The 19,950-nt window shown below is 55.8% G+C and carries 15 protein-coding genes; 7 read left to right on the top strand and 8 right to left on the bottom strand.

Annotated features, from left to right (window positions below; genetic code table 11):
* Positions 1 to 946: 946 nt before the first annotated feature.
* Positions 947 to 1,180: a hypothetical protein gene (locus WCO56_22190; protein MEI7732301.1), complete on the bottom strand. Its 234-nt coding sequence runs from the start codon at positions 1,178 to 1,180 to the stop codon at positions 947 to 949.
* Positions 1,181 to 1,347: 167 nt separating this feature from the next.
* Here WCO56_22190 and WCO56_22185 point away from each other — a divergent pair, with 167 nt between their 5' ends.
* The 5 genes from WCO56_22185 (at position 1,348) to WCO56_22165 (ending at position 8,935) form a co-directional block, all read left to right on the top strand.
* Entirely contained in the window at positions 1,348 to 3,732 is a 2,385-nt protein-coding gene (locus tag WCO56_22185) for an alpha-L-arabinofuranosidase C-terminal domain-containing protein (protein MEI7732300.1), read from the top strand.
* Positions 3,729 to 5,876 (top strand): glycoside hydrolase family 2 TIM barrel-domain containing protein, encoded by a 2,148-nt coding sequence (locus WCO56_22180; GenBank protein MEI7732299.1) that lies wholly within the window; start codon positions 3,729 to 3,731, stop codon positions 5,874 to 5,876. The genes WCO56_22185 and WCO56_22180 overlap by 4 nt, the downstream gene beginning before the upstream one ends.
* A 13-nt stretch (positions 5,877 to 5,889) precedes the next feature.
* Entirely contained in the window at positions 5,890 to 6,696 is an 807-nt protein-coding gene (locus WCO56_22175) for an RDD family protein (protein MEI7732298.1), read from the top strand.
* 40 nt (positions 6,697 to 6,736) lie between these two features.
* Positions 6,737 to 7,858 carry an N-acetylglucosamine-6-phosphate deacetylase gene (locus WCO56_22170; protein MEI7732297.1) on the top strand — a complete coding sequence of 374 codons (1,122 nt, stop codon included), beginning with the start codon at positions 6,737 to 6,739 and terminating at the stop codon, positions 7,856 to 7,858.
* Between the two features lie 132 nt (positions 7,859 to 7,990).
* Positions 7,991 to 8,935 (top strand): ThuA domain-containing protein, encoded by a 945-nt coding sequence (locus tag WCO56_22165; GenBank protein ID MEI7732296.1) that lies wholly within the window; start codon positions 7,991 to 7,993, stop codon positions 8,933 to 8,935.
* A 151-nt stretch (positions 8,936 to 9,086) separates the two neighbouring features.
* On the opposite strand, the gene WCO56_22160 is transcribed toward WCO56_22165, so the two are convergent.
* Together WCO56_22160 and WCO56_22155 are read right to left on the bottom strand one after the other, a co-directional pair.
* Positions 9,087 to 10,040 carry an ABC transporter ATP-binding protein gene (locus WCO56_22160; protein MEI7732295.1) on the bottom strand — a complete coding sequence of 318 codons (954 nt, stop codon included), beginning with the start codon at positions 10,038 to 10,040 and terminating at the stop codon, positions 9,087 to 9,089.
* Positions 10,041 to 10,052: 12 nt separating this feature from the next.
* Positions 10,053 to 12,230, bottom strand: a complete 2,178-nt coding sequence (locus WCO56_22155) for a hypothetical protein (protein MEI7732294.1) — start codon at positions 12,228 to 12,230, stop codon at positions 10,053 to 10,055.
* A gap of 175 nt (positions 12,231 to 12,405) precedes the next feature.
* On the opposite strand from WCO56_22155, the gene WCO56_22150 reads away from it, so the two are divergent.
* Complete coding sequence (locus WCO56_22150) at positions 12,406 to 13,482, top strand: glycoside hydrolase family protein (GenBank protein MEI7732293.1); 1,077 nt, start codon at positions 12,406 to 12,408, stop codon at positions 13,480 to 13,482.
* Between the two features lie 126 nt (positions 13,483 to 13,608).
* On the opposite strand, the gene WCO56_22145 is transcribed toward WCO56_22150, so the two are convergent.
* The 5 genes from WCO56_22145 to WCO56_22125 all read right to left on the bottom strand — a co-directional run bounded on the left by WCO56_22145 (position 13,609) and on the right by WCO56_22125 (position 17,258).
* Complete coding sequence (locus WCO56_22145) at positions 13,609 to 14,406, bottom strand: endonuclease (GenBank protein ID MEI7732292.1); 798 nt, start codon at positions 14,404 to 14,406, stop codon at positions 13,609 to 13,611.
* Positions 14,406 to 15,809, bottom strand: coding sequence for a DNA methyltransferase (locus WCO56_22140; GenBank protein MEI7732291.1), 1,404 nt, complete (start codon positions 15,807 to 15,809; stop codon positions 14,406 to 14,408). Before WCO56_22140 ends, WCO56_22145 begins: the two co-directional genes overlap by 1 nt.
* A gap of 58 nt (positions 15,810 to 15,867) precedes the next feature.
* Positions 15,868 to 16,032, bottom strand: coding sequence for a hypothetical protein (locus WCO56_22135; GenBank protein MEI7732290.1), 165 nt, complete (start codon positions 16,030 to 16,032; stop codon positions 15,868 to 15,870).
* A gap of 117 nt (positions 16,033 to 16,149) precedes the next feature.
* Positions 16,150 to 16,560, bottom strand: coding sequence for a hypothetical protein (locus WCO56_22130; protein MEI7732289.1), 411 nt, complete (start codon positions 16,558 to 16,560; stop codon positions 16,150 to 16,152).
* A 65-nt stretch (positions 16,561 to 16,625) separates the two neighbouring features.
* Positions 16,626 to 17,258 carry a hypothetical protein gene (locus WCO56_22125; GenBank protein ID MEI7732288.1) on the bottom strand — a complete coding sequence of 211 codons (633 nt, stop codon included), beginning with the start codon at positions 17,256 to 17,258 and terminating at the stop codon, positions 16,626 to 16,628.
* Positions 17,259 to 18,381: 1,123 nt separating this feature from the next.
* Here WCO56_22125 and WCO56_22120 point away from each other — a divergent pair.
* Complete coding sequence (locus tag WCO56_22120; protein MEI7732287.1) at positions 18,382 to 19,923, top strand: hypothetical protein; 1,542 nt, start codon at positions 18,382 to 18,384, stop codon at positions 19,921 to 19,923.
* The last annotated feature ends 27 nt before the right edge of the window (positions 19,924 to 19,950 follow it).

Raw genomic sequence — 19,950 nt, 5'->3', positions numbered from 1 at the left:
AGGGTAAAAACGTCAAAATCGGTAAACTGGCATTCATACTCCGAAGGATTGAAAGCTTATACGGTCGGTCGCGAGGGGCACGGGGCGCGACCACCGGAAACACAGAAAAAAGCCGAATCACCCTGGAGCGGGTGCCAGAGAGGCTGAGGCAAGGCCTTTCCGAACAATCCTTGAGGCACCGTTACGGAGCTAACGCATGAACTCACACACGCCGGACCAGAAAACGTGGCCCGCGAAGCGGAACTGAACCGCCAACCGTCGTGGCGTGCAGTGACTTGTGAGGATATGCATTTCAGTCTCGTGGTGCTTCGCCGAAGTGAGACAAGGCCAAGATTATGGTCGCTACAGCCGCGAGACAGAAGAGACCAAAACCGCCGAGCAGGAACGCGGGCCATTTTCGGTTGCCCCGGAAGGCTAAGATCGCCCCGGCGATAACACTGCCGATGCCAACAAAGACTAGAGCCAGTAAAGCGATCATCTTTTATCCTAACGTTTAGCTCACCGATGGCGGCCCCTCCGTGGTTCTCGAATTGCCAGCCGGCGCTGCGGGGTTGCCACCTGGTGAAGCGCCTCGTTCGGCATCCCGACGGCAAAAGCGGAACACCGCCACCGCTAGCGGCAGGAGTGTCCAAATGAAGCCGAGTTGTAAGGAATCGGACAGATTTGCCTCTCCACCGATTCCGCCACCCCAAAAGAACCACCAAACCAAAAAGGCCAGAACCACCTGCAGAGCACACAACCAACTCACTGCTCCTAACGCTGGCCTCCGGAGCAGCGCGATCAAAACGGAGATCCACACAGGAGATCCCAGAAGCACCAGAGCAATTAGGATTAGCGGCAGCGACTTCATAGAGCCGAACGAAAAAAGTTGAGCCACGCCGGACCAGAAACCGTGGCCCACGCAGCGGAACGGACAGCGCGAGCGGCGGTTGGCTCCGACGACTTGCTAGGCCGTTCGTTCATTTTGGGAGAGTGAGTCGTGATGCTCCACCTTAATGGTCAGATTTGGTTTGATGCCGGCTACCGCAGGCAGGACGTGATTCAAAACCTGCTCTGCCGTCATTCGGAACGTCCGTCCACGTGCGCTGACTTTTAGCCAACCGGTCTTGTCCCGATAGTAACGCTCTGTGAAGTTTTTAGTGCCAATCAAGATGACATAGCTATCGTTGGTGAGCTTCATAACAGGAGCGGCCTAACAGTATTACTGAACTCCCGTCTCGTTCATTGTTTCCGGTTTCCAGTTGTTCGTCATGGTGCTGACCCTCTTTTAAAAGGCCCCACGGGTCAATGGAAAATATCCGCTTCCGCTGAGGCGGGGTTTCGGGTAGGGTTGGGCTTAGACATTTTATGAAACGTTTGCTTGGCATGCTGGCAGTTTGTTCCTTGCTGCAATTCGGCGTGGGGGCGCAACCCGCCGCCACGATCTCCATCAACGCCAACCAACCGGGGGCGCGGGTCAGCCCGATGCTCTGGGGGTTGTTCTTTGAGGATATCAATTTGTCCGCGGATGGCGGCATTTACGCCGAGCTGGTGCGCAACCGGTCGTTTGAGGATGCGGAGAAGCCAATCCACTGGTTCACGGTCAGCAGTGGGATGGCGGAGGTGGAGTTATCGGTGGACAGTGAGAAGCCGGTGAGCGCGAAGAATCCACATGCGCTCAAGGTGGCGGTGAAGGACATCGGCAGCGGGCGCGCGGGGGTGATGAATCCTGGTTATTGGGGGATGGCGTTGAAGAAAGGGGCGCAGTACACGCTTTCGCTACAGGTGCGGGGCGAGGCGGCTTTCAGCGGGCCGCTGGCGGTGACGTTGGAAAGCCAGGATGGGGTGGTGTATGCGGAGGAACGCATCAACACGTTGAGCAATGAGTGGAAGCAATTCTCATTTGCGCTGAAGAGCAAGGGGACGGATCCGCGCGCGCGGCTGGTGATCAGCACCACGCGCCCCGGCACGTTCTGGCTGGATATGGTTTCACTGTTCCCCAAGGAGACGTGGAAGGGACACGGGATGCGGGCGGATTTGATGGAGATGCTGGCGGGGTTGAAGCCGGCGTTTATCCGGTTCCCCGGCGGTTGTTGGGTGGAGGGGGAGACGATGGATAAGGCGTATCGCTGGAAGCAGACGATCGGGGACATCTCGGAACGGCGCACGCAGTATAATATCTGGCAGTATGAGGCCACGCATGGGCTGGGGTATCATGAGTATCTGCAACTGTGCGAGGATCTCGGGGCTGCGCCGCTGTTTGTCATCAATTGCGGGATGTCGCATCGGGAGAATGTGCCCATGGAGCAGATGAGCGAGTATGTGCAGGATGCGTTGGACGCCATTGAATACGCCAACGGACCCACGGACAGCCCGTGGGGATTCAAGCGGGTGCAGGCCGGACACGCGGCGCCGTTCAATCTGCGTTATCTGGAGATCGGCAACGAGAATGGCGGCCCGGCGTATCATGAGCGCTGGCAGTTGTTCCATAAGGCCATCAAGGCGCGGTATCCGCAAATGCAGTTGATCGCCAATGTCTGGAGCGGTTGCCCCACGAACCCGATGCCGGACATCGTGGATGAGCATTATTACAGCACGCCGGAATTCTTCATGCAGCAGGCGGGCAAGTATGACGGCTATGACCGGAAGGGGCCGAAAATTTATGTGGGCGAATACGCCGTGACGCAAGGGTGCGGGCAGGGGAACCTGCGCGGGGCAATCGGTGAGGCAGCATTCATGACCGGGATGGAGCGCAATGGGGAGGTGGTGGCGATGGCGTCGTACGCGCCGCTGTTCGCGAACGTGAATCACAAGCGCTGGAACCCCGATCTGATCTGCTACGACAGTTATCGCGCGTACGGGTTGCCCAGTTATTATGTGCAGAAGTTGTTTGCGGAGCATCGCGGCCAGGCGGTGCTGCCGGTGACGGTCCAGGCGAAGAGCATCAGCAGCAGTCCCAACGGCGGGGCGCTCGGGGTGGGCACGTGGCTCACGCAGGCGGAGTTCAAAGACTTGAAGGTCATATGCAATGGGCAAACGCTGTTCAGCACGGACTTTGCGGACGGCACCAAAGGCTGGAAGTTATTCGGCGGGGATTGGAAAGTGCAGGGCGGCGTGTTGCAGCAACACAGCCTCAAGGAAAATGTCCGCGCCATTATTGGCGATAAGACGTGGACGAATTACACGTACACGCTCAAGGCGCGGAAGCTGGGCGGCGCGGAGGGATTCCTCATTCCGTTCCGGATGCCGGATCAGAGTAGCAAGTCGTGGTGGAACCTTGGCGGTTGTGGGAACACACGCCATGGGATTGAGATCGGCGGCATCGTGGGGCGGGAAGTGCCCGGCCGGATTGAGCTGAACCGTTGGTACGATATTCGCTTGGAATTGGCGGACAATCACATCAAGTGTTTCTTGGATAACCAGCTCATTCACGATGTGGTGGCGCCCACCATGCAATCGGTCTATGCGTCGGCGACGCAGGATGACCCCAATCGGGAGGTCATTGTGAAGGTGGTGAACACGAATCCGGACCCACAGGCCACGGACATCAAGCTGGAGAGCAGTGCGCCGCTCGCCACGCAGGCGCGGGCGTGGCAGTTGACCTCGGCCAGCGGCGAGGATGAGAATACGCTGACGCAACCCATGAAGGTCGCGCCCAGTAGCAAAAATCTCCCGGTCAAGGACGCAATAATTCACTGTGATTTGCCGGGGAATTCCTTTACGGTCATCCGCATCAAAGTATTACGACCATGAATCATATCATCAAACAACTTGCGCTGGCCGGAATGGCGATTGCCCTGGCCAGTGCCGTAATTGCCGCTGAGCCGCGGCAACGTGTCAGCCTCAACGGCGCTTGGGAAGTCGGCGAAGGCGTCATGGATAAGTGCCCAACGCTGTTTTATCGCAAAGTGGCGGTGCCGGGTCTGATTGACATGGCGCGTCCGGTGTTCAATGAGGTCGGGCGGCCGAGCAAATTGCGGCAGGCGTTCTGGTATCGGCGCACCTTCAAGCTCGATGGGCCTGTGCCGGACATGGCGCTGCTGAAAATCCACAAGGCGCAGTACGGTGCCAAGGTGTGGATCAACGGTAAGGAGGCCGGGGAACATCTGCCGTGCTTCACCCCGGCGTGGCTCAAGGTCGGGCCGCTCCTGAAAGGAAACGGCGAGGCCAATGAGATCGTCATTCGCATCGGTGCGGACCGCACCGTCCTGCCGGCGGGCATGCCCACCGGGTTTGACTTTGAGAAGTTTCAATATATGCCGGGCATTTACGACTCGGTGGAACTCATTTTGAGCGGTGCACCGCGCATTGTAAATGTGCAGACCGTACCGGACCTTGCGCGGCAGGCCGTGGGCGTGGTGGTGGAGATTGAGGCGGGGGAAACAAACTGTGCATTTACGTTGTCCAGCGAAGTCATCGAGGCGGTCTTGCGCCAGGAGGTCGGGGCGGTGAAATCACATGTCATCCGTTTGGCGGCGCATCAATTGGCGCGAGTGAAGCTCAGTATCCCCATTGAAAACTGCCATTTGTGGACGCCGGAAGATCCGTTCCTCTACGAATTGAAGCTGAGCACGGAAGCGGACGCGCTGCGCGTGAAGTTCGGCATGCGAACTTTCAAGTTTGATCCGATCACCAAGCGCGCGATGCTGAATGGCAAACCGTACTATCTGCGTGGCAGTAATGTTTCCCTGTACCGCTTCTTTGAAGACGCGGACCGCGGCGATCTGCCATGGAATGAAACGTGGGTGCGGACGATGCACCGCAAATTCAAGGCGATGAACTGGAATGCGCTGCGCTATTGCATCGGGTTTCCGCCGGAGTTCTGGTACGAGATCGCCGATGAAGAGGGCATTTTGATCCAGGATGAGTTCCCGATCTGGTTGCTGGGCGGCAAAGCGATGCCGAACGGCGACAGCCCGGAGCCGATCAAGGCGGAACTCGTCATTCCGGAATACGTGGAGTGGATGCGCGAGCGCTGGAACCATCCTTGCGTGGTCATTTGGGACGCGCAAAACGAAAGCAGCACTGCTGAAACGGGCAAAGCCCTGAGTGCGGTGCGCAGCTTGGATTTGTCGCAGCGTCCCTGGGAAAATGGCTGGGGCGAACCGCAGAGTCCGACGGATTGCGTGGAATCGCACCCGTACCAATTCATCCGTGATTGGCAAAGCAAGAAGCCGTTTCGCATGAGCGAGATGCCGGAGCTGCCACTGACGCCCAGTTTGCAGACCGCACAGAAAAAACTGGACGTGCCCATCATCATTAACGAGTACGGCTGGCTTTGGCTGAACCGCAAAGGCGAACCCACCAGCCTCACGGACAAAGTTTACGCGAACCAATTGGGCACAAACAGCACCGCCGCCCAGCGTCAGGAGTTCTGGGCGAAATGTCTCGCCGCCAAAACCGAATTCTGGCGCGCGCATCGGCAATGTGCGGGCGTGCTGGAGTTTTGTTCGCTGGGCTATTCGCGCCGTGGCGACATCCCGCGCCCCGAAGGCGGTGCCACGAGCGACCATTGGGCGGACGTAAAGCATTTGGTGTGGGAACCAAACTTTGTGAAGTATGTGCGCGACGCGTTTAACCCCGTCGGCATCATGTTGGACTTCTGGGCCGAAACCATTCCGCCGGAAACCGAGCGCGAGGTGCGCGTCTATGTGACCAATGACGAGCCCAAAGAGTGGCAGGGCGAGGTGCGCTTGAAGTTTTCCAACAGCGACAAGACCACGGTGCTCGCCACGCAGCCGGTGACGGTGGCCGCGTTGGATCGGAACATTGTGGTGTTCACCGTGACGCTGCCCATTGCGCCCGGTGCGTATAGCCTGGCGGCGGATTTGGTCACCAAAAATAGCCGGACGATCACCAGCCGCCGCGACTTCAAAGTGGTCCTTTCGGAGCCCTAGTGCATCCCGCAAAATGCCAGTGGATCGCACCAACACGCTGCGCATCCGGACGCCGGAAGGGATTGTCTTTTCCCAATTGCTGGCCAGCCCGGTAACTCGCATGTTGGCATGGTCCATTGATCTGGCCTGCATTTTGGTGATGATCATCCTGCTTAGCTATGGGCTGATGTTTCTGGCGTGGTTGAGTCCCGACTTGGCGGGCGCGGTGCAGATGATCGGCTATTTCGTCATCTCCATTGGCTATGGAATCCTGCTCGAATGGGTTTGGCGCGGGCAAACGATCGGCAAGCGCGTGATGCGGCTGCGGGTGGTGGATGCCCAGGGGTTGCGCCTCCAGCCCAGCCAGGTTGTGATCCGCAACTTGCTGCGTTTCGTGGACGCATTGCCCTTTGTGTACCTGGTGGGCGGGATTGCGTGCCTGTTATCGCCGCGTGCCCAGCGATTGGGGGACCTTGCGGCGAACACCGTGGTTGTTCGCTTTCCGAAAGTCAACGAGCCGGACCTCGACCAAATCCTTTCCGGCAAGTTTAATTCTCTTCGCCAGCACCCACATTTGGTTGCGCGCTTGCGCCAGCGGGTAAGTCCGGCGGAAGCCGCGCTGGCTTTGCAAGCCATCCTGCGCCGCGATGCGTTTACGCCCGAGGCGCGCGTGGAATTGTTCAGCCGCATGGCGCAACACTACTCCTGCATCGTGAATTTTCCGCCCGACGCCACCGAAGGCATTACCGACGAGCAGTACCTCCGCAATATCGTGGATGTTTTATACCGAGCTCAGGAAAAATACGCCAACTCCGCCACCCAGCATGTACTCCCGGCATAAAATACCAGAACATACCGAACGCCTGTGCGTTCGTGATTTCATGAATGTCCAGTCGCGGATGATCTACTTGCGGGATGATCAGATCGTGGGGATTGATCGTTACACCAGTGTCCGTCCGAACAAGACGTTATTCATCGCACCGCTGCTTTTTGATCCGCAAATCAACGGCTATGGCGGCGTTGATTTCCAGCAGGACAATTTGTCGGCACAGGAGCTGCATCGTGCGGTCTGCTCTTTGCAGCGTGATGCCTGCGGACGCTTCTTTTTCACGCTCATTACGGACGATTGGGACCGCATGTTAGAACGGTTGGCTCATGTGCGCTGTTTGCGTGCTGCGTCTCCCGAATTGGCGCGCGCCATTGCCGGCTGGCATCTGGAAGGACCGTTTCTGTCGCCCGAGCCGGGCTATCATGGCGCGCACAATCCCAGCCTGATGCTGGACCCGAAGCCCGCGCACCTCCGCCAATTGCGGCGGGTGGCAGGCAACGATCCCGTGCTGTTGACCATCGCCCCTGAACGCAAGGGCGCAATTGCCGCCATCAAGCTCGCGGTGTCATTGGGCTTCAAAGTAAGCCTCGGTCACACCAACGCCAGCCTGGAAATCTTGCAGGCAGCCATTCATGCGGGGGCGACTGGCTTCACGCATCTGGCCAACGGATGTCCGCGGGAACTGGATCGCCATGATAATATTCTCTGGCGCGTCTGTGCGCTTCCGGGATTGACCGTGAGCATGATCCCGGATGGCATTCATGTGTCGCCGATTCCGTTTCGGCTGCTCCATCGCCTGCTTGAACAGCACAAGGTCATTTATACCACCGACGCCATGGCCGCTGCCGGGGCCGGACCCGGTCGTTATCGCTTGGGTGGGACGGAAGTCGAAGTCGGAATGGATCAGGTGGTGCGTCAACCCGGTAAAACCAACTTTGCTGGCTCTGCGTTGCGTCCGGTGGAAGGCGCTTTTCGCGCCGCACAGATGACGCATCGTTCATGGGTGGATTCATGGAGCCAAATGAGCGAAAAGGCGGCCCGCTTTGCGGGGATTCTTCCGGGCAATGATCACCTTAAGACGCGCACCTTCTGCCTGGTGGAGGTGCCGGAGTATAATGTTATGACCGCTCTGCGGGTTTTCGTGCAGGGCAGGGAGTTGTTGGGACAGCAATAATTGGGTGCACGCCGCCGTTGATGATGGGTGGAATTCAATTCATTTAACTGTGGACAATTCGGTGAAATGTCCCATTGTTATCGCATACAGTTTGCCTGTACAAACAACGATTAACTTGATGTAGAGAAAACCATGAAACAGACATTAATTACCGTAGCATTGACTGCCGGGCTGGCTCTGACCGCCTTGGCTGAACCAAAAAAAGTACTGGTGGTGACCACGACCACTGGCTTCCGTCACAGCTCCATTCCCACGGCAGAAAAGATCCTGGGTATGCTTGCTGAAAAGAGCGGTGCCTTTACCGTGGATTATGTGCACCAGCCGGAGGGCAAGCCCAACCTGCGCCGGCCCAACGCGCCCAAGCCGGATGCCAATGAGGCCGCCAAAGCGAAATACAAGGAAGAGTTGGCCAAGTACGAAGCGGATGCCGCTGCCGCCAAACCACTCGAAGCCGCTTGGAATGAAAAGCTCAAACAAGAGCTTTCCAAGCTGAGCAAAGAGAACCTGAAAAAGTATGACGCAGTGATTTTTGCCAACACCACGGGTGACCTGCCGTTGCCTGATCCGCAAGCCTTCATTGACTGGGTCAAAGAGGGACACGGTTTCGTTGGGATGCACAGTGCCAGCGATACGTTCCACAAATTCCCGCCGTACCTGGACATGCTCGGCGGCGAATTTGAAACGCACAAGGCGCAGGTGTCGGTGGACGCCATCAACCAGGACAGCGGTTGCGCGGCGTGCAAGCATCTCAGTGCTAACTGGACGGTGTTTGATGAAATTTACATCATCAAGAACTTCAACCGCTCAACCATGCACGGTCTGTTGACTTTGAACGCGCATCCCAACACGAAGGTCCCGGGAGATTACCCGATTGCCTGGAAGAAAGACTTTGGCAAAGGCCGCGTCTTTTATACCTCCTTGGGACATCGTGAGGACCTTTGGGATACCGAAACCCCTGAGAATTTCAAACGCAGTAACTCCAAGGAAAACGCGGAAGCGTACCAAAAGCACATCCTCGGCGGTATCCGCTGGGCGTTAGGTTTGGAAAATTGTGACGCCAAGCCCCAGGGCAAGTAACCCTCGGTGTTGAATAGTCAAGGCTCTTCGCTGCTTTAAGTGAAGAGCCAAACTCCAAAGCTCGAAATCCGAAACCAAACCCCATAGCACTCCGATTCGGAGTGCGGGTTGGTTTCGGATTTCGGCTTTTCCGGAATTCGGTTTTTACCGGTTATTGCGTATCGCCCCGGGTAACACGCATGAAGACTTCTTCCAGGCCCAATTCCTCTTCCTGCAAGCCGGTGAGGCGTGCGCCGCTGCGCACCAGGATGTCCGCCACAAAGCCGTGATCGGTGTTATGGTCATTCAGGGTGACTTTGATGCGGCCTTCTTCCAGTGCAACGGCTCTGACTTCCGTGTGCGTTTTCAAAATTTCGATTGCCTGATTGACGTCGCTGGAAACCGTGACCCAGACGACGCGGCCACTGGACATTTGGTCGCGCACGCCTTGGACCGGGCCGCTGTAGATGAGCTTGCCTTTTTCAATGATGCAGACACGGTTGCACAGGGTTTGGAGTTCGCTGAGGATGTGCGAGGAGATGATGATGGTTTTACCTAGCCGTTGAAGCTCCTGGAGGATCGCCATCATTTCGATGCGCGCGCGGGGATCAAGTCCGCTGGCCGGTTCATCGAGTAATAGCACGGCGGGGTCGTGGATCAGGACGCGGGCCAGGCCCAGCCGTTGTTGCATACCCCGGCTTAACGCACCGATCAATGCCCCTTTCTTTTCGCTGAGTCCCACCAATTCCAGCACGTCGCTCACGGTCTTCTCCCGTTGGGCCGTGGGGATGCGGTAACAGGCGCCGAAGAAGTCCAGGTATTCCGTGACCTCCATGTCTTTGTACACGCCGAAGAAGTCCGGCATGTAGCCAATGACATGACGCACCGCATCCGCCTGAGACACGACGTCGTGTCCCAAGATTTTGGCGGTGCCGGAGGAGGGGGCGAGGAAAGTGGCCAGGATGCGCAGGGTGGTGGTTTTGCCAGCGCCGTTCGAGCCGATGAAGCCAAACAAATCGCCACGGTTGACCGTGAGGTTTAAGTCGCTGACGGCTGGGATGGCACCGTAGTAGCGCGTCAGGCCAGTGGTTTGGATGGCAACTTCGTTGGTGGTTCCGTTGGGCATAAGTTCAGGAGGTCAATGGACGGGGGTAACGAGGCGCAGCAGGGTGTCCACTCGGGACCGGCGCGGGCTGAATTGGTTCAAGCCTGGCGTGAGCGTGCGGTTTTCCGCCCACGCAAACACCACGGCATTGGCCTGATCCAGTTGGCCTTGGAGATCCATTTGGGGGGAGGGGATAAAACGGTTGTAATTGTTCGGTTCCTCGACCAGCCCGACGAATGCGGTGGCGATGGCCGCGCTGGGAATGTCTTGGAGCCGATTGTGGGTGTCATCGCCCAACGCCTGGCGGCGACTGCCGGAGGCATTGTGCATTTGATCTTTGAGCGGACGCACAAAATCGCGCAGCGGTTGCCCGCCGGAGCGGGACAAGGTGAAGGTCTTGGAAGCATTGGAATCCAGATCGCCCACCGTATAAATCCGGTAGCCGATGATGACGGAGAGGCGCGTGAGTTTGTACGATAGCCGGTTTTCGAGACGGATATTGAATTCCCGATCTTGCGCCGTCACTTTGACCGCGACCGGCAGAGCGGGCAGGGTGTGCCACCATTCATTGACGTACAACTGGCTGGTCCAGACCGGCACGGTCACTTCCGCATGGTAATTGTTGCCGCGTTGCTCGATGATGGCGCGGCTGTCTTCCCAACCGGAATACGGCCCGGCATATTCACCGCGCAGCGCCGCGAAACTCTGAAGGGATTCAAGGGGGTAGGGGGCATTGGCGGGAGAATAGACCGAGGCATACGTGTGGCCGCGCAGCGACGCACCGGAACCGCTGGGTAACACGTCTACCACATGCAGTTCGTTCCACTCCGTGTCGCCGGCACGCAGTTTGTATCCAATGATATAAATCAGGACGGAGAAGAGCACGACGTAAGCGGGGAAGGTAAGCCAAGTCCACATCTGGCGGTTGATCTTCTTAAGCCACCACCGATCTACTGGACCAATGACCGCCAGATAAACCAGCAGCAGCAAGACCAGCCAACCCACCGGCAGTTTGCGGATTTGTTTGCTGTCCACCATCGCGCCAAAGGCGGCGTCCAAGGAATATCCGCCGTAATGTTGTTGATTGCCTTTCTGCTCGGCGCGAAACCATTCCGGTGGCAGGTCGAGCAGACGCGCCCAGAAATAACTGCGCTCTTTCCAATCGGTGATGGGCCTTAACTCTGGGTTAAAGGTCAGTACTGTTACGCGCCCGCGTCCGCGCTGGCCAGTGATGACAAGCGGCACGCCGCCGGATTCCGCTACCACCCGCCCATCGCGCAGGGAGCCGGTGGCGGTGGGTAGCGGTGTGCTGTCAAAGGCAGGGTCCACGCGCAAATTGACGAAGCCCGGATGACGGGCGGTGACGCCTGCCCGGTTCATGCCCGAATCATCCGCCGCCGAAACCTTGGTGGCGGCAGTCTCCACCCAGCGCTTCAAGCCACTGTGGTCAGGGAGTTGTTGCAGGCTGGTGGGGGCAAATGGGATCAAATCACCCAACCAACGATTGGCTTGGAAATCGCCGGGTTGATCCACCGCCACGATCAGATGGCCGCCCGCCGAAATCCACGCCAGCAGCGCATTGGCTTGCTGCATTTTCAAGGTCAGGGCTTTGGCGGAATTCAAGTACACGGCGGTGAGACCTTCCAAGGCCAACGGGTTGTCCGGGAATTGCTCCGGCTGGATGCGCGCCACCATGGGCTGGAACTCCGCGTGGCTATTATTGGCGTTGGGAAATACCGGCAGACTGGTCATGGAACGCACGATCGCGCCGAGGACCGGGGCCTTGGAACCGGTCACCTTGCGCACGCGGATATCGCGCATTTCGGCTCGCTTGTTGCCCTTGCTGTCGTAAAGCGTCGCATTCCAAGTGCTGTTATAGCGGGTACTGTTGAAAACGGGGATGACAAACCGCTTCATGGTGCCGGTGGGCAGTTCCAACCGCAATCGTCTCACCTGGCTTTGCTTGAACCCGCCGGCGGTGAGTTCAAAAACGGCCTCGAAGGTGGGGCCGTCGTTGGCCACCTCACAGGTGACGGGAAACCAATTACCTTCCGGGAGCACCCCGTCATACCCGATAAAGACGTCAAATTGCTTGAGCGAGGCGGCTGGGGCGGCGAGGGTGCCAAGGCATAGCAGCAGGCAAATCAATAGCCATCGGCCGCCTGTTTGCGGCGTTTGTGGTACACCAAAGGTGCCAGATGTCGTTATCATTCTTGCCCCTGATACTTGAATCATGCGAACGACAATGGGTATAGTGCCAACCGGCAGTGGTGGCAATGGAAAACGGCAGGAAACTGGCCGGTGAGTTGGTAGTGAAAAAACAAGCTTCATAATGCAATCGCTCTGCGATAAGCTCCAACTCATGCATAACGTCACTGGAAAGAGAATGCGACTGATACTGCTACTGGCGCTGCTGGCCATACCCTTGATGGGTGCGCCGGTGCCCACCGATCAACCGGCTGGCCAGCCACCCCTGTATGATTTTGCGGCCATGATTCAACCCGCGCCGGAGTCCGGCAAGTTTTCCGACCCGGACTTTTACATCTGGTGCGGTACGATGGCGCGTGGCGATGATGGCAAGTACCACTTGTTTTATTCCCGCTGGCCGCGTGCGCTGGGGCATTACGCCTGGGTGACGCATTCGGAGGTCGCTCACGCGGTGGGCGACACGCCTTTGGGGCCATTCAAGCATCAGGACGTGGCGCTGCCCGCGCGAGGCAAGGAATTCTGGGACGGTCTATGCACGCACAACCCCACAGTCCACAAGTTCGATGGCAAGTATTACCTCTACTACATGGGCAACACCGGCGATGGCAAAGCCATGAAGACCCTCAATTGGGTGCATCGCAATAACCAGCGCATTGGCGTGGCGGTGGCCGAGTCGCCTGCGGGCCCATGGCGGCGCGCGGATAAACCGTTGGTGGATGTCACCCCAGGCTCGCACGATGCGCTGGTGACCAGCAATCCTTCAGTGACGCGCCGACCGGATGGTGGTTATTTGATGGTGTACAAAGCCGTGGCGGACAAGAAGCCGATGCCGTTTGGCGGGCCAGTGGTACACTTGGTGGCCACGAGTGATTCACCGGAGGGGCCGTTCAAAAAACATCCAGAGCCGGTATTCACCAAGGCGGGCGAGAACTTTGCGGCCGAAGATCCCTTTATCTGGTACGGCCCGGATCGCTATTGGGCAATCGTAAAGGATAATGCGGGACACTTCACCGGCGCGGGCAAATCCACCGCGCTCTTTGAGTCTCCCGACGGTTTCAGTTGGAAATTATCGCAGCATGCGTTGGTGGCTACGACGGAAATCACCTGGGAAGGTGGACGCAAACAAAAGCTCAACTCGCTCGAACGGCCCCAGCTATTTTTTGAGAATGGGGTGCCAGTGGTGTTGATGTATGCGGTTGATGAGACCAGCCAGCGCACGCATTCCTTCAATGTCCGGATTCCGCTGAAACATTAATCGGCTAGGTGTTGTTCAATGCGGGGCGTTCAAGGCTCTAGCTCTAGCCTTCCATCAACTCTTTGACCGTCCGCAATAATTGATAGTAGATAGGTCCTGGGATCATTGCGGAACAGAATGCGCCCATCAATCAGCCATGCGTTGACGGTAATTCATCAAATCCACATCAGTGACTTCTTCGTGTGGGACCAGCCGGTAATGTTTTTCCGAGTTGATGCGAACACCATCGTTCGTTTGCTCTAACTCGAACAAGACGATGACACCATCGTCAATGAACTGCGCCCCAATAGGACGGCAGACAAGCGCTGGAAACTTCTGCGCACAGACGCCGAAGTCTTGCTCGATTTGCACGACGTTCAATTTGTCAGTTCCACCTTTTGCCTGAATGGGAAAGACGTAATGAACGCCCTTTTTATCCATGCCCACATAGATTTCGTCGGTCTCCACCTGCCCCATGTTAGGAACGGTGGTACGCAAATGGTTTTGGAGCGAATAGCAGGTGATGCCCGTGAAAATGTCCACGAGCCGATTGTAGCGCAAACGGGCCAATAACGCTTGTTCGTCATTGAACGCATATTTGGCCACAATGCCCGGCGTAGCGTCGGGCACTTTCGTTTCGGTAAGATTTGGATTCGGCGTCAACGGCACATCGGGGACCAAGACAAATCGGTATTTGGCTTGGCCCGCTGAACGGATGATCCATGTTTTGCCGGGTATCGCACCTGCCTGAATGGAATCGGGCAGGGCGGTGCGGTAACGAAAGCTGTATACGAGATCGCCAAGGTTCTTAGGAAGTTCGATCCGCAGATCGCGAGCAATAGTCACCATTTCTTGCCGTTCGAACTCCAGTTCGGTCAGACCGGGTTTGAATCTGGATTTGAAGATACGCTCGATAATGGCGGAGTAACGATTCTTGGATTTCATTATGGTTTATGAGTTGTGGATATGGCTCCCGGCCAGCGCAAGAGAACAACTTCTTCGCGCAGTTGTTCCCGTGTGGCAGTTGATAGTCTTGTACGGAAAAGGTCAATGCTTGTGACTTCGTAGCCCAACGATATGGCAATATCGGCCAGTAGTTGGCCGGTGCGAATCATAACGCGAAGGTATGAGGCTTGGTCACCCACTACGTAAGCCAACTGGGCACCGGGACGGAGCACAGAGCGCAATCCCGCCAGATGCCGAGCCATGCCGCCGAAGTAGAGTTTGGTTACACGGGCATAGAGTCGCTCAAAGCCTGAGTCCTTTTTCAATTCGATGCGCCGTTTTTCAATCGCAGCGGCGATACGCTCGATCTCGGGATGCCCCGCCACATGCGTGTCGTCGTTGTCGACTTTATATACACCCCTAGTGTTGGAGCGGACTAGCCGCCGCTTCAGGTCGCGCAAATCTTCCTTTGATTTTATAAAGTCCAGCAGCACTGATTCCAGGCGTGTTGTACGCGTATAGTCCTTCTCATTTGGATAGGGCGGCGAAGTGATCACAGCGTCAATGGACTGCGGTGCCAAAACATGTGCGGCATCGCGAGCGTCAGCCTGATAGACCACCGCTTCCGTAGTGGCATCGTGTGGCAAGGTCTCTAAGTCTTGAGCCATTGCGCGAATACCGTCCAGCCAGAGGGAGACCACGGGGGCATCGGGTTTGGCTGGCCCAATGCCGACTTCCGGCCCGAAATGCAGGTTGCTAATTCCGTTTACCAGTGCGTTGGCCAAGGCAAGCCGTTCATGGTTTGCAAAACGTTCATCCTGCTGCACAGCCAAAGTGTCCAGGAGGACAAGCGTCTTGTGCAGGGGAATAGGACTGATCGAATTTGTCAGCAGCAAGGTCGTCGCCTCATCTGATAAAGTGCGCAGGGGCGCTCTTGAATGCTCCAAAAGGCGGAGAGTGCCATCGTCGTCACAATACCCATCATCTTCCAAACGCCTACTGGCGATGTCTGCCACCATTTGGGCATGTCGCAGCAAGGCCTTCGGATCAATGTCCCAGTTGAGTTTGGTGCGGCTGGCAAAGCACGCCACTTGGTTGGATTCCAGCCCGACTGCTGAAATGCCAAGTTTCTTGCATTCCACCACGGTCGTCCCAGTGCCGCAGAAGGGGTCTAGAACACGATTTCCCGCACCTAGCCCAAACTTACCAATATAGTCCTGCACAAGATGAGGAGGAAAAGAGAGTACGAAGCGATACCACTGGTGAGCGGGTCGGTCGCTGAGTCGCAGTTTGTTGTCCTCGCGTCGACTAGGCTTTTTCTTATCACTTGTCTTGGCAGCAGTAGGCGCAAATCGACTGGAATTCAACATGTCGTGTTCCAGTGGTTCAGGGAGCTGTAGCATTTTTTATGGTTTTTACTGACTTCATTCAAGCGGATCATACCGTTGTAACCTATGACCGTCAAATCAGTTTCCGGCGGTGTTCTCCGTCTTTTTTCTGGGAAAAGGCGTTGTACGTCTGCGCGGAGTTGAACGGTGGATCGAGATAGACCAAATCCACCGACTCGTCCTTGATGTACCGGCGCAAAATATCGAGGTTGTCGCCGTAGAACAACGTGTTTTCCATGCGGGGAGAATGCGCTGCAACCGGGTTATTTGACAACTGAAAAACGCGCCGGAATAAAAAGAAAAACCCCGGAGCCTGAAGCTCCGGGGTTGGGCAGCAACGTGCTGCTAAACTGTTTTACGCCGGGCGGCGCAGGGCCAGGATCAGGGCATTGATGGTGTTGAACATGGTGCCCAATTCCCAGGTTGTCGGAGGATCGCTCATGGTCCAATCCATCGTGGCCACGCTGTTGCTGTTCGCGCTGCTATTGGCAATGAGCGCCGCGCTGAGGTTGTTCAGGGCATCGGCCAAGTTCTGCGCGCTGATCTCGCCCATCGGCCCTTGCTGGCCCGGCTGGCCGTCATTGCCGGGAATGCCCTGCGGTCCAGGCGGTCCGGCGGGGATGGCGGCGACTTGTGCCTCCAGCGCATCAATGCGGGCGCCCTTGGCGTCATCCAGGGCCTTGAGGGCGTTGAATTGGTCGCGCCATTGTTGGGAGATCAGCGCCGCTTGGTGGGGAGGGAAATTGGGATCGAATGGCATACGCATAAAGGGGGTGGGAAGCGTTGCGGCTCCGCGCACCCCCGGTTTAAGTTGGTTTTGGGTTGCGGGGATTAAATCACGTGGCACGCCGCTGGATCGCTCCATTCGCTCCAGCCGCCGTTGGTGCCAAACGCCGCCATCTGAAAATAGGTCATCCCGAGCGGCAGGCTGGCAATGGAGAAGCTGGAGCGCGTCCCCTCGTATTTGATTTCCCAGGGGCCGGTGATTGAGGCGCTCACGCGCACGCGGTACATCTTGGCGTTGGGCACGCGGTTGCAGCCGCCGTCCACTTCGCCCGAGTGATCCCCTTGCGTCACCGCAAAATTGGTGGGCATCGCCACGACCTCCGTGGGGGTGCTGTCGGCCTTCAAAACCAAACCGACCGAGAGCAGTTTGACGCGCGCCACGTCTTCGGGATCATTCTTCACCTTGTTCAGGCATTCCACGCCCACTTTGGTGATTACCTCGCGGAGCGCCTCGACCTTGTTTTTGAGCACCTCGCGTTTTTCGACCACGACCCTTTCCGCGTCGGCCAACCCATTCTCGGCGTCGGTCACCTCATCAATCCCCGTTTGCACCATGGCGGGTGTGGTGGTGGGCGTCGGGAAATTATTATTGCCCGTCAATCCCGTGATAATGGTGGCAGCAAAGGTTTTCAAGTCCTCCAGCTCCCGCTTCAATAGTTTTAACGCTAGTTGTAACATAACTCCTTTCCGACCTCCACTGCCGCCGACTGGCCCCGGCGTATCCATAAAAACCCCCGGACTGTCCATCAGGACAGGCGGATTTTGATCGAATGCCAAGTTCATACCAGACAGTTTTTAGACAGTGACTTGCCCGCAGTTTGCCATTCCAAAAAGGAATTTCAAGTAGGAATTTAAAAATATTTACGAAATACAACCTTAACTATGCGGAGTATATCTTAGCCATTAACCTGACGGTACTTCAGGGTGATCAGTTGGTAAGTAGTGGCCAGCATCATGCAACCTACTATCCATTCCATGTGTCCAACGGGGGAAAGCATGTGTTTTGGGCGAAAAAACATGTAGCCGGTGGGAAAAAGTATGTGTCCGCCGCTCTGCGACATGTGTTTGGCGGGAAAAAGTATGTACTCGGCAGGCCGGGCTATGTATCCAGCGGTACCAGCTATGTACCCAACGGCGCTGGCTATGTATTTGGCATATCAACCATGTGTCCGGCGACGTGCGCTATGTATCCGGCGGTCCCGGCTATGTAGCTGGCGAGAAAAAGTATGTGTCTGGCGGTCTCGGATATGTAGCCAGCAATAGAAGTATGTGACTGGCGACCTCAGCTATGTATCCGGCGGTGCGCGCTATGTATCCAGCGGTCTCGGATATGTATCCGGCGGGAGTAAGTATGTGTTAATTTTGAAAAGACACATGTTTTTTGGAAAAAAACACATACTTTGGCACGAAAAACACTAGCTAAACCCACCGTAACACATTCCACCATAGCGATTTATCTAAAAAACAGCCCGACGACATAAAACCCTCATTTTTCAACTTTAACAGCAGGTGTTAAAGTAAACTCTGGTACCCAGCCGGCCGGTGTAGTTGATTTAGCAGGCGGCTTTCCGGAGGTCATGCCCCATTTTACCTATTTGCTGCAAATAGTATCTGTTGAAGAAAATCCAATGCGTGATTTCAATAGCCGATCATTATTTTCAGATTTCCCTTTCAAACCTTGGGGATTTGCTATTAGCTATGACGGTTAGCAAAAGCTGGAATGCAGTAGTGACCGTAATATCATACGTTCCACGCAATTTTGGCTTTGGCTAACGGAACACTAGCGCGAGCATGACATTTTATGAAGTCTAAATCTATCAATCCTGGGCCTGGCATTTTTTGCGTGTTAGCTGTTGTTGCCGCGCTAAATATTTACGGACAAACTACCAATGAGCCCGTTATATGCACAACCACTCATGACGAAGCAGGAGCGATATCTTTGCGATGGGAAAGCGAGACGAACGCTATTTACCGGATTGAATACGCCAATTTTTTGGAAACGCCCATGAACTGGCAGACGCTTTATGACGATTACCCCTCGCATGGCACGAACACTTTGTGGACGGATGCCGGACAGGAACTTTATGTGCCAGATATTGCGCATCCCCGCGACAAAGGTTGGCGCTTTTATCGCGTGGTAAAAATAAATACCAATGCGAATCTGAATGCCAGTATTTCGTTCTTAGCCCTGACAAATGATAGCATTTTGTCCAGTCACAATTGGATTGGTGTATCGGCCAATAGCACCTCTTACCTGGCAGGTATCCGGTTGTTTATTGACGGGCATGAGTTGGATGAGATTCCAGCCAGTGAAACCAATTTCTATTTAAACACGCATGAATGGCGGAATGGAACGCATGTTCTTTTCTCCGCTGTTGCCGCCAACGATGGATGGGAAAGCACTGATAATGATAGCAATCTTCAAGTTGGATATAGCCTCACGCCTTTAATTAACGTTTCCTTTGATAATTATGTCAGCCAATTTCGACATCAATATTTGGATAGCGAACAAACCACGCAAAAATTAAGCGCGGCCTTTCCCGCTTATTCCGACTGGACTTTATATATCACCAATTCGGATGCGGCCTTAGTGAGAACAGCCACCGGTTCTGGTTATGGACTGGAATACGTTTGGGATGGCAGAGACGATACTGGGCAGGAGGTAGCTATCGGCTTTTACTTGGCTGCCGTAGAAGCTACCGCCACTACTGCACCATCACCTCCGGAGCCTGGTTCCACAAATTGGGTGCCGAGTCCGATGGGATTTTCCGCCGTAAACAGGTCGCTGATGCCAACCTCACCAGCGCAAGCGCTGGCATTGGGGTTGAATAGCTATTTTATCATGCCGCCGCCCATGCCGCCCTTTTATGAAAGACTTTATGGAACCCAACCGCCAATTGAGGTTCCGATTCCACAGCGTTATTATGGGTTGAAACAAAAGAGTATTGCAATCGGATCTCCAATCCCAATGGGGGCAAACTCCGCTGGCGGCTCCGGTGCAAAAAAAATCCTAAAAGGCACACCGGGAACAATTGGTATCGCCTCGCAAGGGCATCATCCCAGCGGGAAGGACCTTAATGCCACGTGGCCTGGGCCATGGAATGGCTTGAACGGGTATGTTATATTGGAAAGTGAGTATACTCTATACCGTCCTTATGGCGAATTGAAAAATCCCTCTAAAATCGCTAGGGGATTTTCCAAGGGGATGAACAAGTCTGGCTGGAAAACACAATTCAATTTAAAAGATGATGACTTAAAAGCTGCGCACCTACGCGCTCAAACATGGGGTGGAAGCAATGTTTTCAACAATGTGAACCTAGCCCCAGTTTACGAGTTAGCATAGTCGTTTTTCTGTAAGCTGTTTTGGTTT

The sequence above is a fragment of the Verrucomicrobiota bacterium genome (assembly GCA_037139415.1).
GTDB lineage: Bacteria > Verrucomicrobiota > Verrucomicrobiia > Limisphaerales > Fontisphaeraceae > JBAXGN01.
Note: the sequence above shows the minus strand (reverse complement) of the source record. Positions and strands in the feature narration are given on the sequence as shown.

Coding starts and splice junctions, on each gene's coding strand:
- WCO56_22145 (MEI7732292.1), bottom strand. CDS start 14,406: ATGAAATCCAAGAATCGTTACTCCGCCATTATCGAGCGTATCTTCAAA.
- WCO56_22140 (MEI7732291.1), bottom strand. CDS start 15,809: ATGCTACAGCTCCCTGAACCACTGGAACACGACATGTTGAATTCCAGT.
- WCO56_22190 (MEI7732301.1), bottom strand. CDS start 1,180: ATGAAGCTCACCAACGATAGCTATGTCATCTTGATTGGCACTAAAAAC.
- WCO56_22130 (MEI7732289.1), bottom strand. CDS start 16,560: ATGCGTATGCCATTCGATCCCAATTTCCCTCCCCACCAAGCGGCGCTG.
- WCO56_22150 (MEI7732293.1), top strand. CDS start 12,406: ATGCGACTGATACTGCTACTGGCGCTGCTGGCCATACCCTTGATGGGT.
- WCO56_22180 (MEI7732299.1), top strand. CDS start 3,729: ATGAATCATATCATCAAACAACTTGCGCTGGCCGGAATGGCGATTGCC.
- WCO56_22185 (MEI7732300.1), top strand. CDS start 1,348: ATGAAACGTTTGCTTGGCATGCTGGCAGTTTGTTCCTTGCTGCAATTC.
- WCO56_22155 (MEI7732294.1), bottom strand. CDS start 12,230: ATGATAACGACATCTGGCACCTTTGGTGTACCACAAACGCCGCAAACA.
- WCO56_22160 (MEI7732295.1), bottom strand. CDS start 10,040: ATGCCCAACGGAACCACCAACGAAGTTGCCATCCAAACCACTGGCCTG.
- WCO56_22120 (MEI7732287.1), top strand. CDS start 18,382: ATGAAGTCTAAATCTATCAATCCTGGGCCTGGCATTTTTTGCGTGTTA.
- WCO56_22175 (MEI7732298.1), top strand. CDS start 5,890: ATGCCAGTGGATCGCACCAACACGCTGCGCATCCGGACGCCGGAAGGG.
- WCO56_22135 (MEI7732290.1), bottom strand. CDS start 16,032: ATGGAAAACACGTTGTTCTACGGCGACAACCTCGATATTTTGCGCCGG.
- WCO56_22170 (MEI7732297.1), top strand. CDS start 6,737: ATGAATGTCCAGTCGCGGATGATCTACTTGCGGGATGATCAGATCGTG.
- WCO56_22165 (MEI7732296.1), top strand. CDS start 7,991: ATGAAACAGACATTAATTACCGTAGCATTGACTGCCGGGCTGGCTCTG.
- WCO56_22125 (MEI7732288.1), bottom strand. CDS start 17,258: ATGTTACAACTAGCGTTAAAACTATTGAAGCGGGAGCTGGAGGACTTG.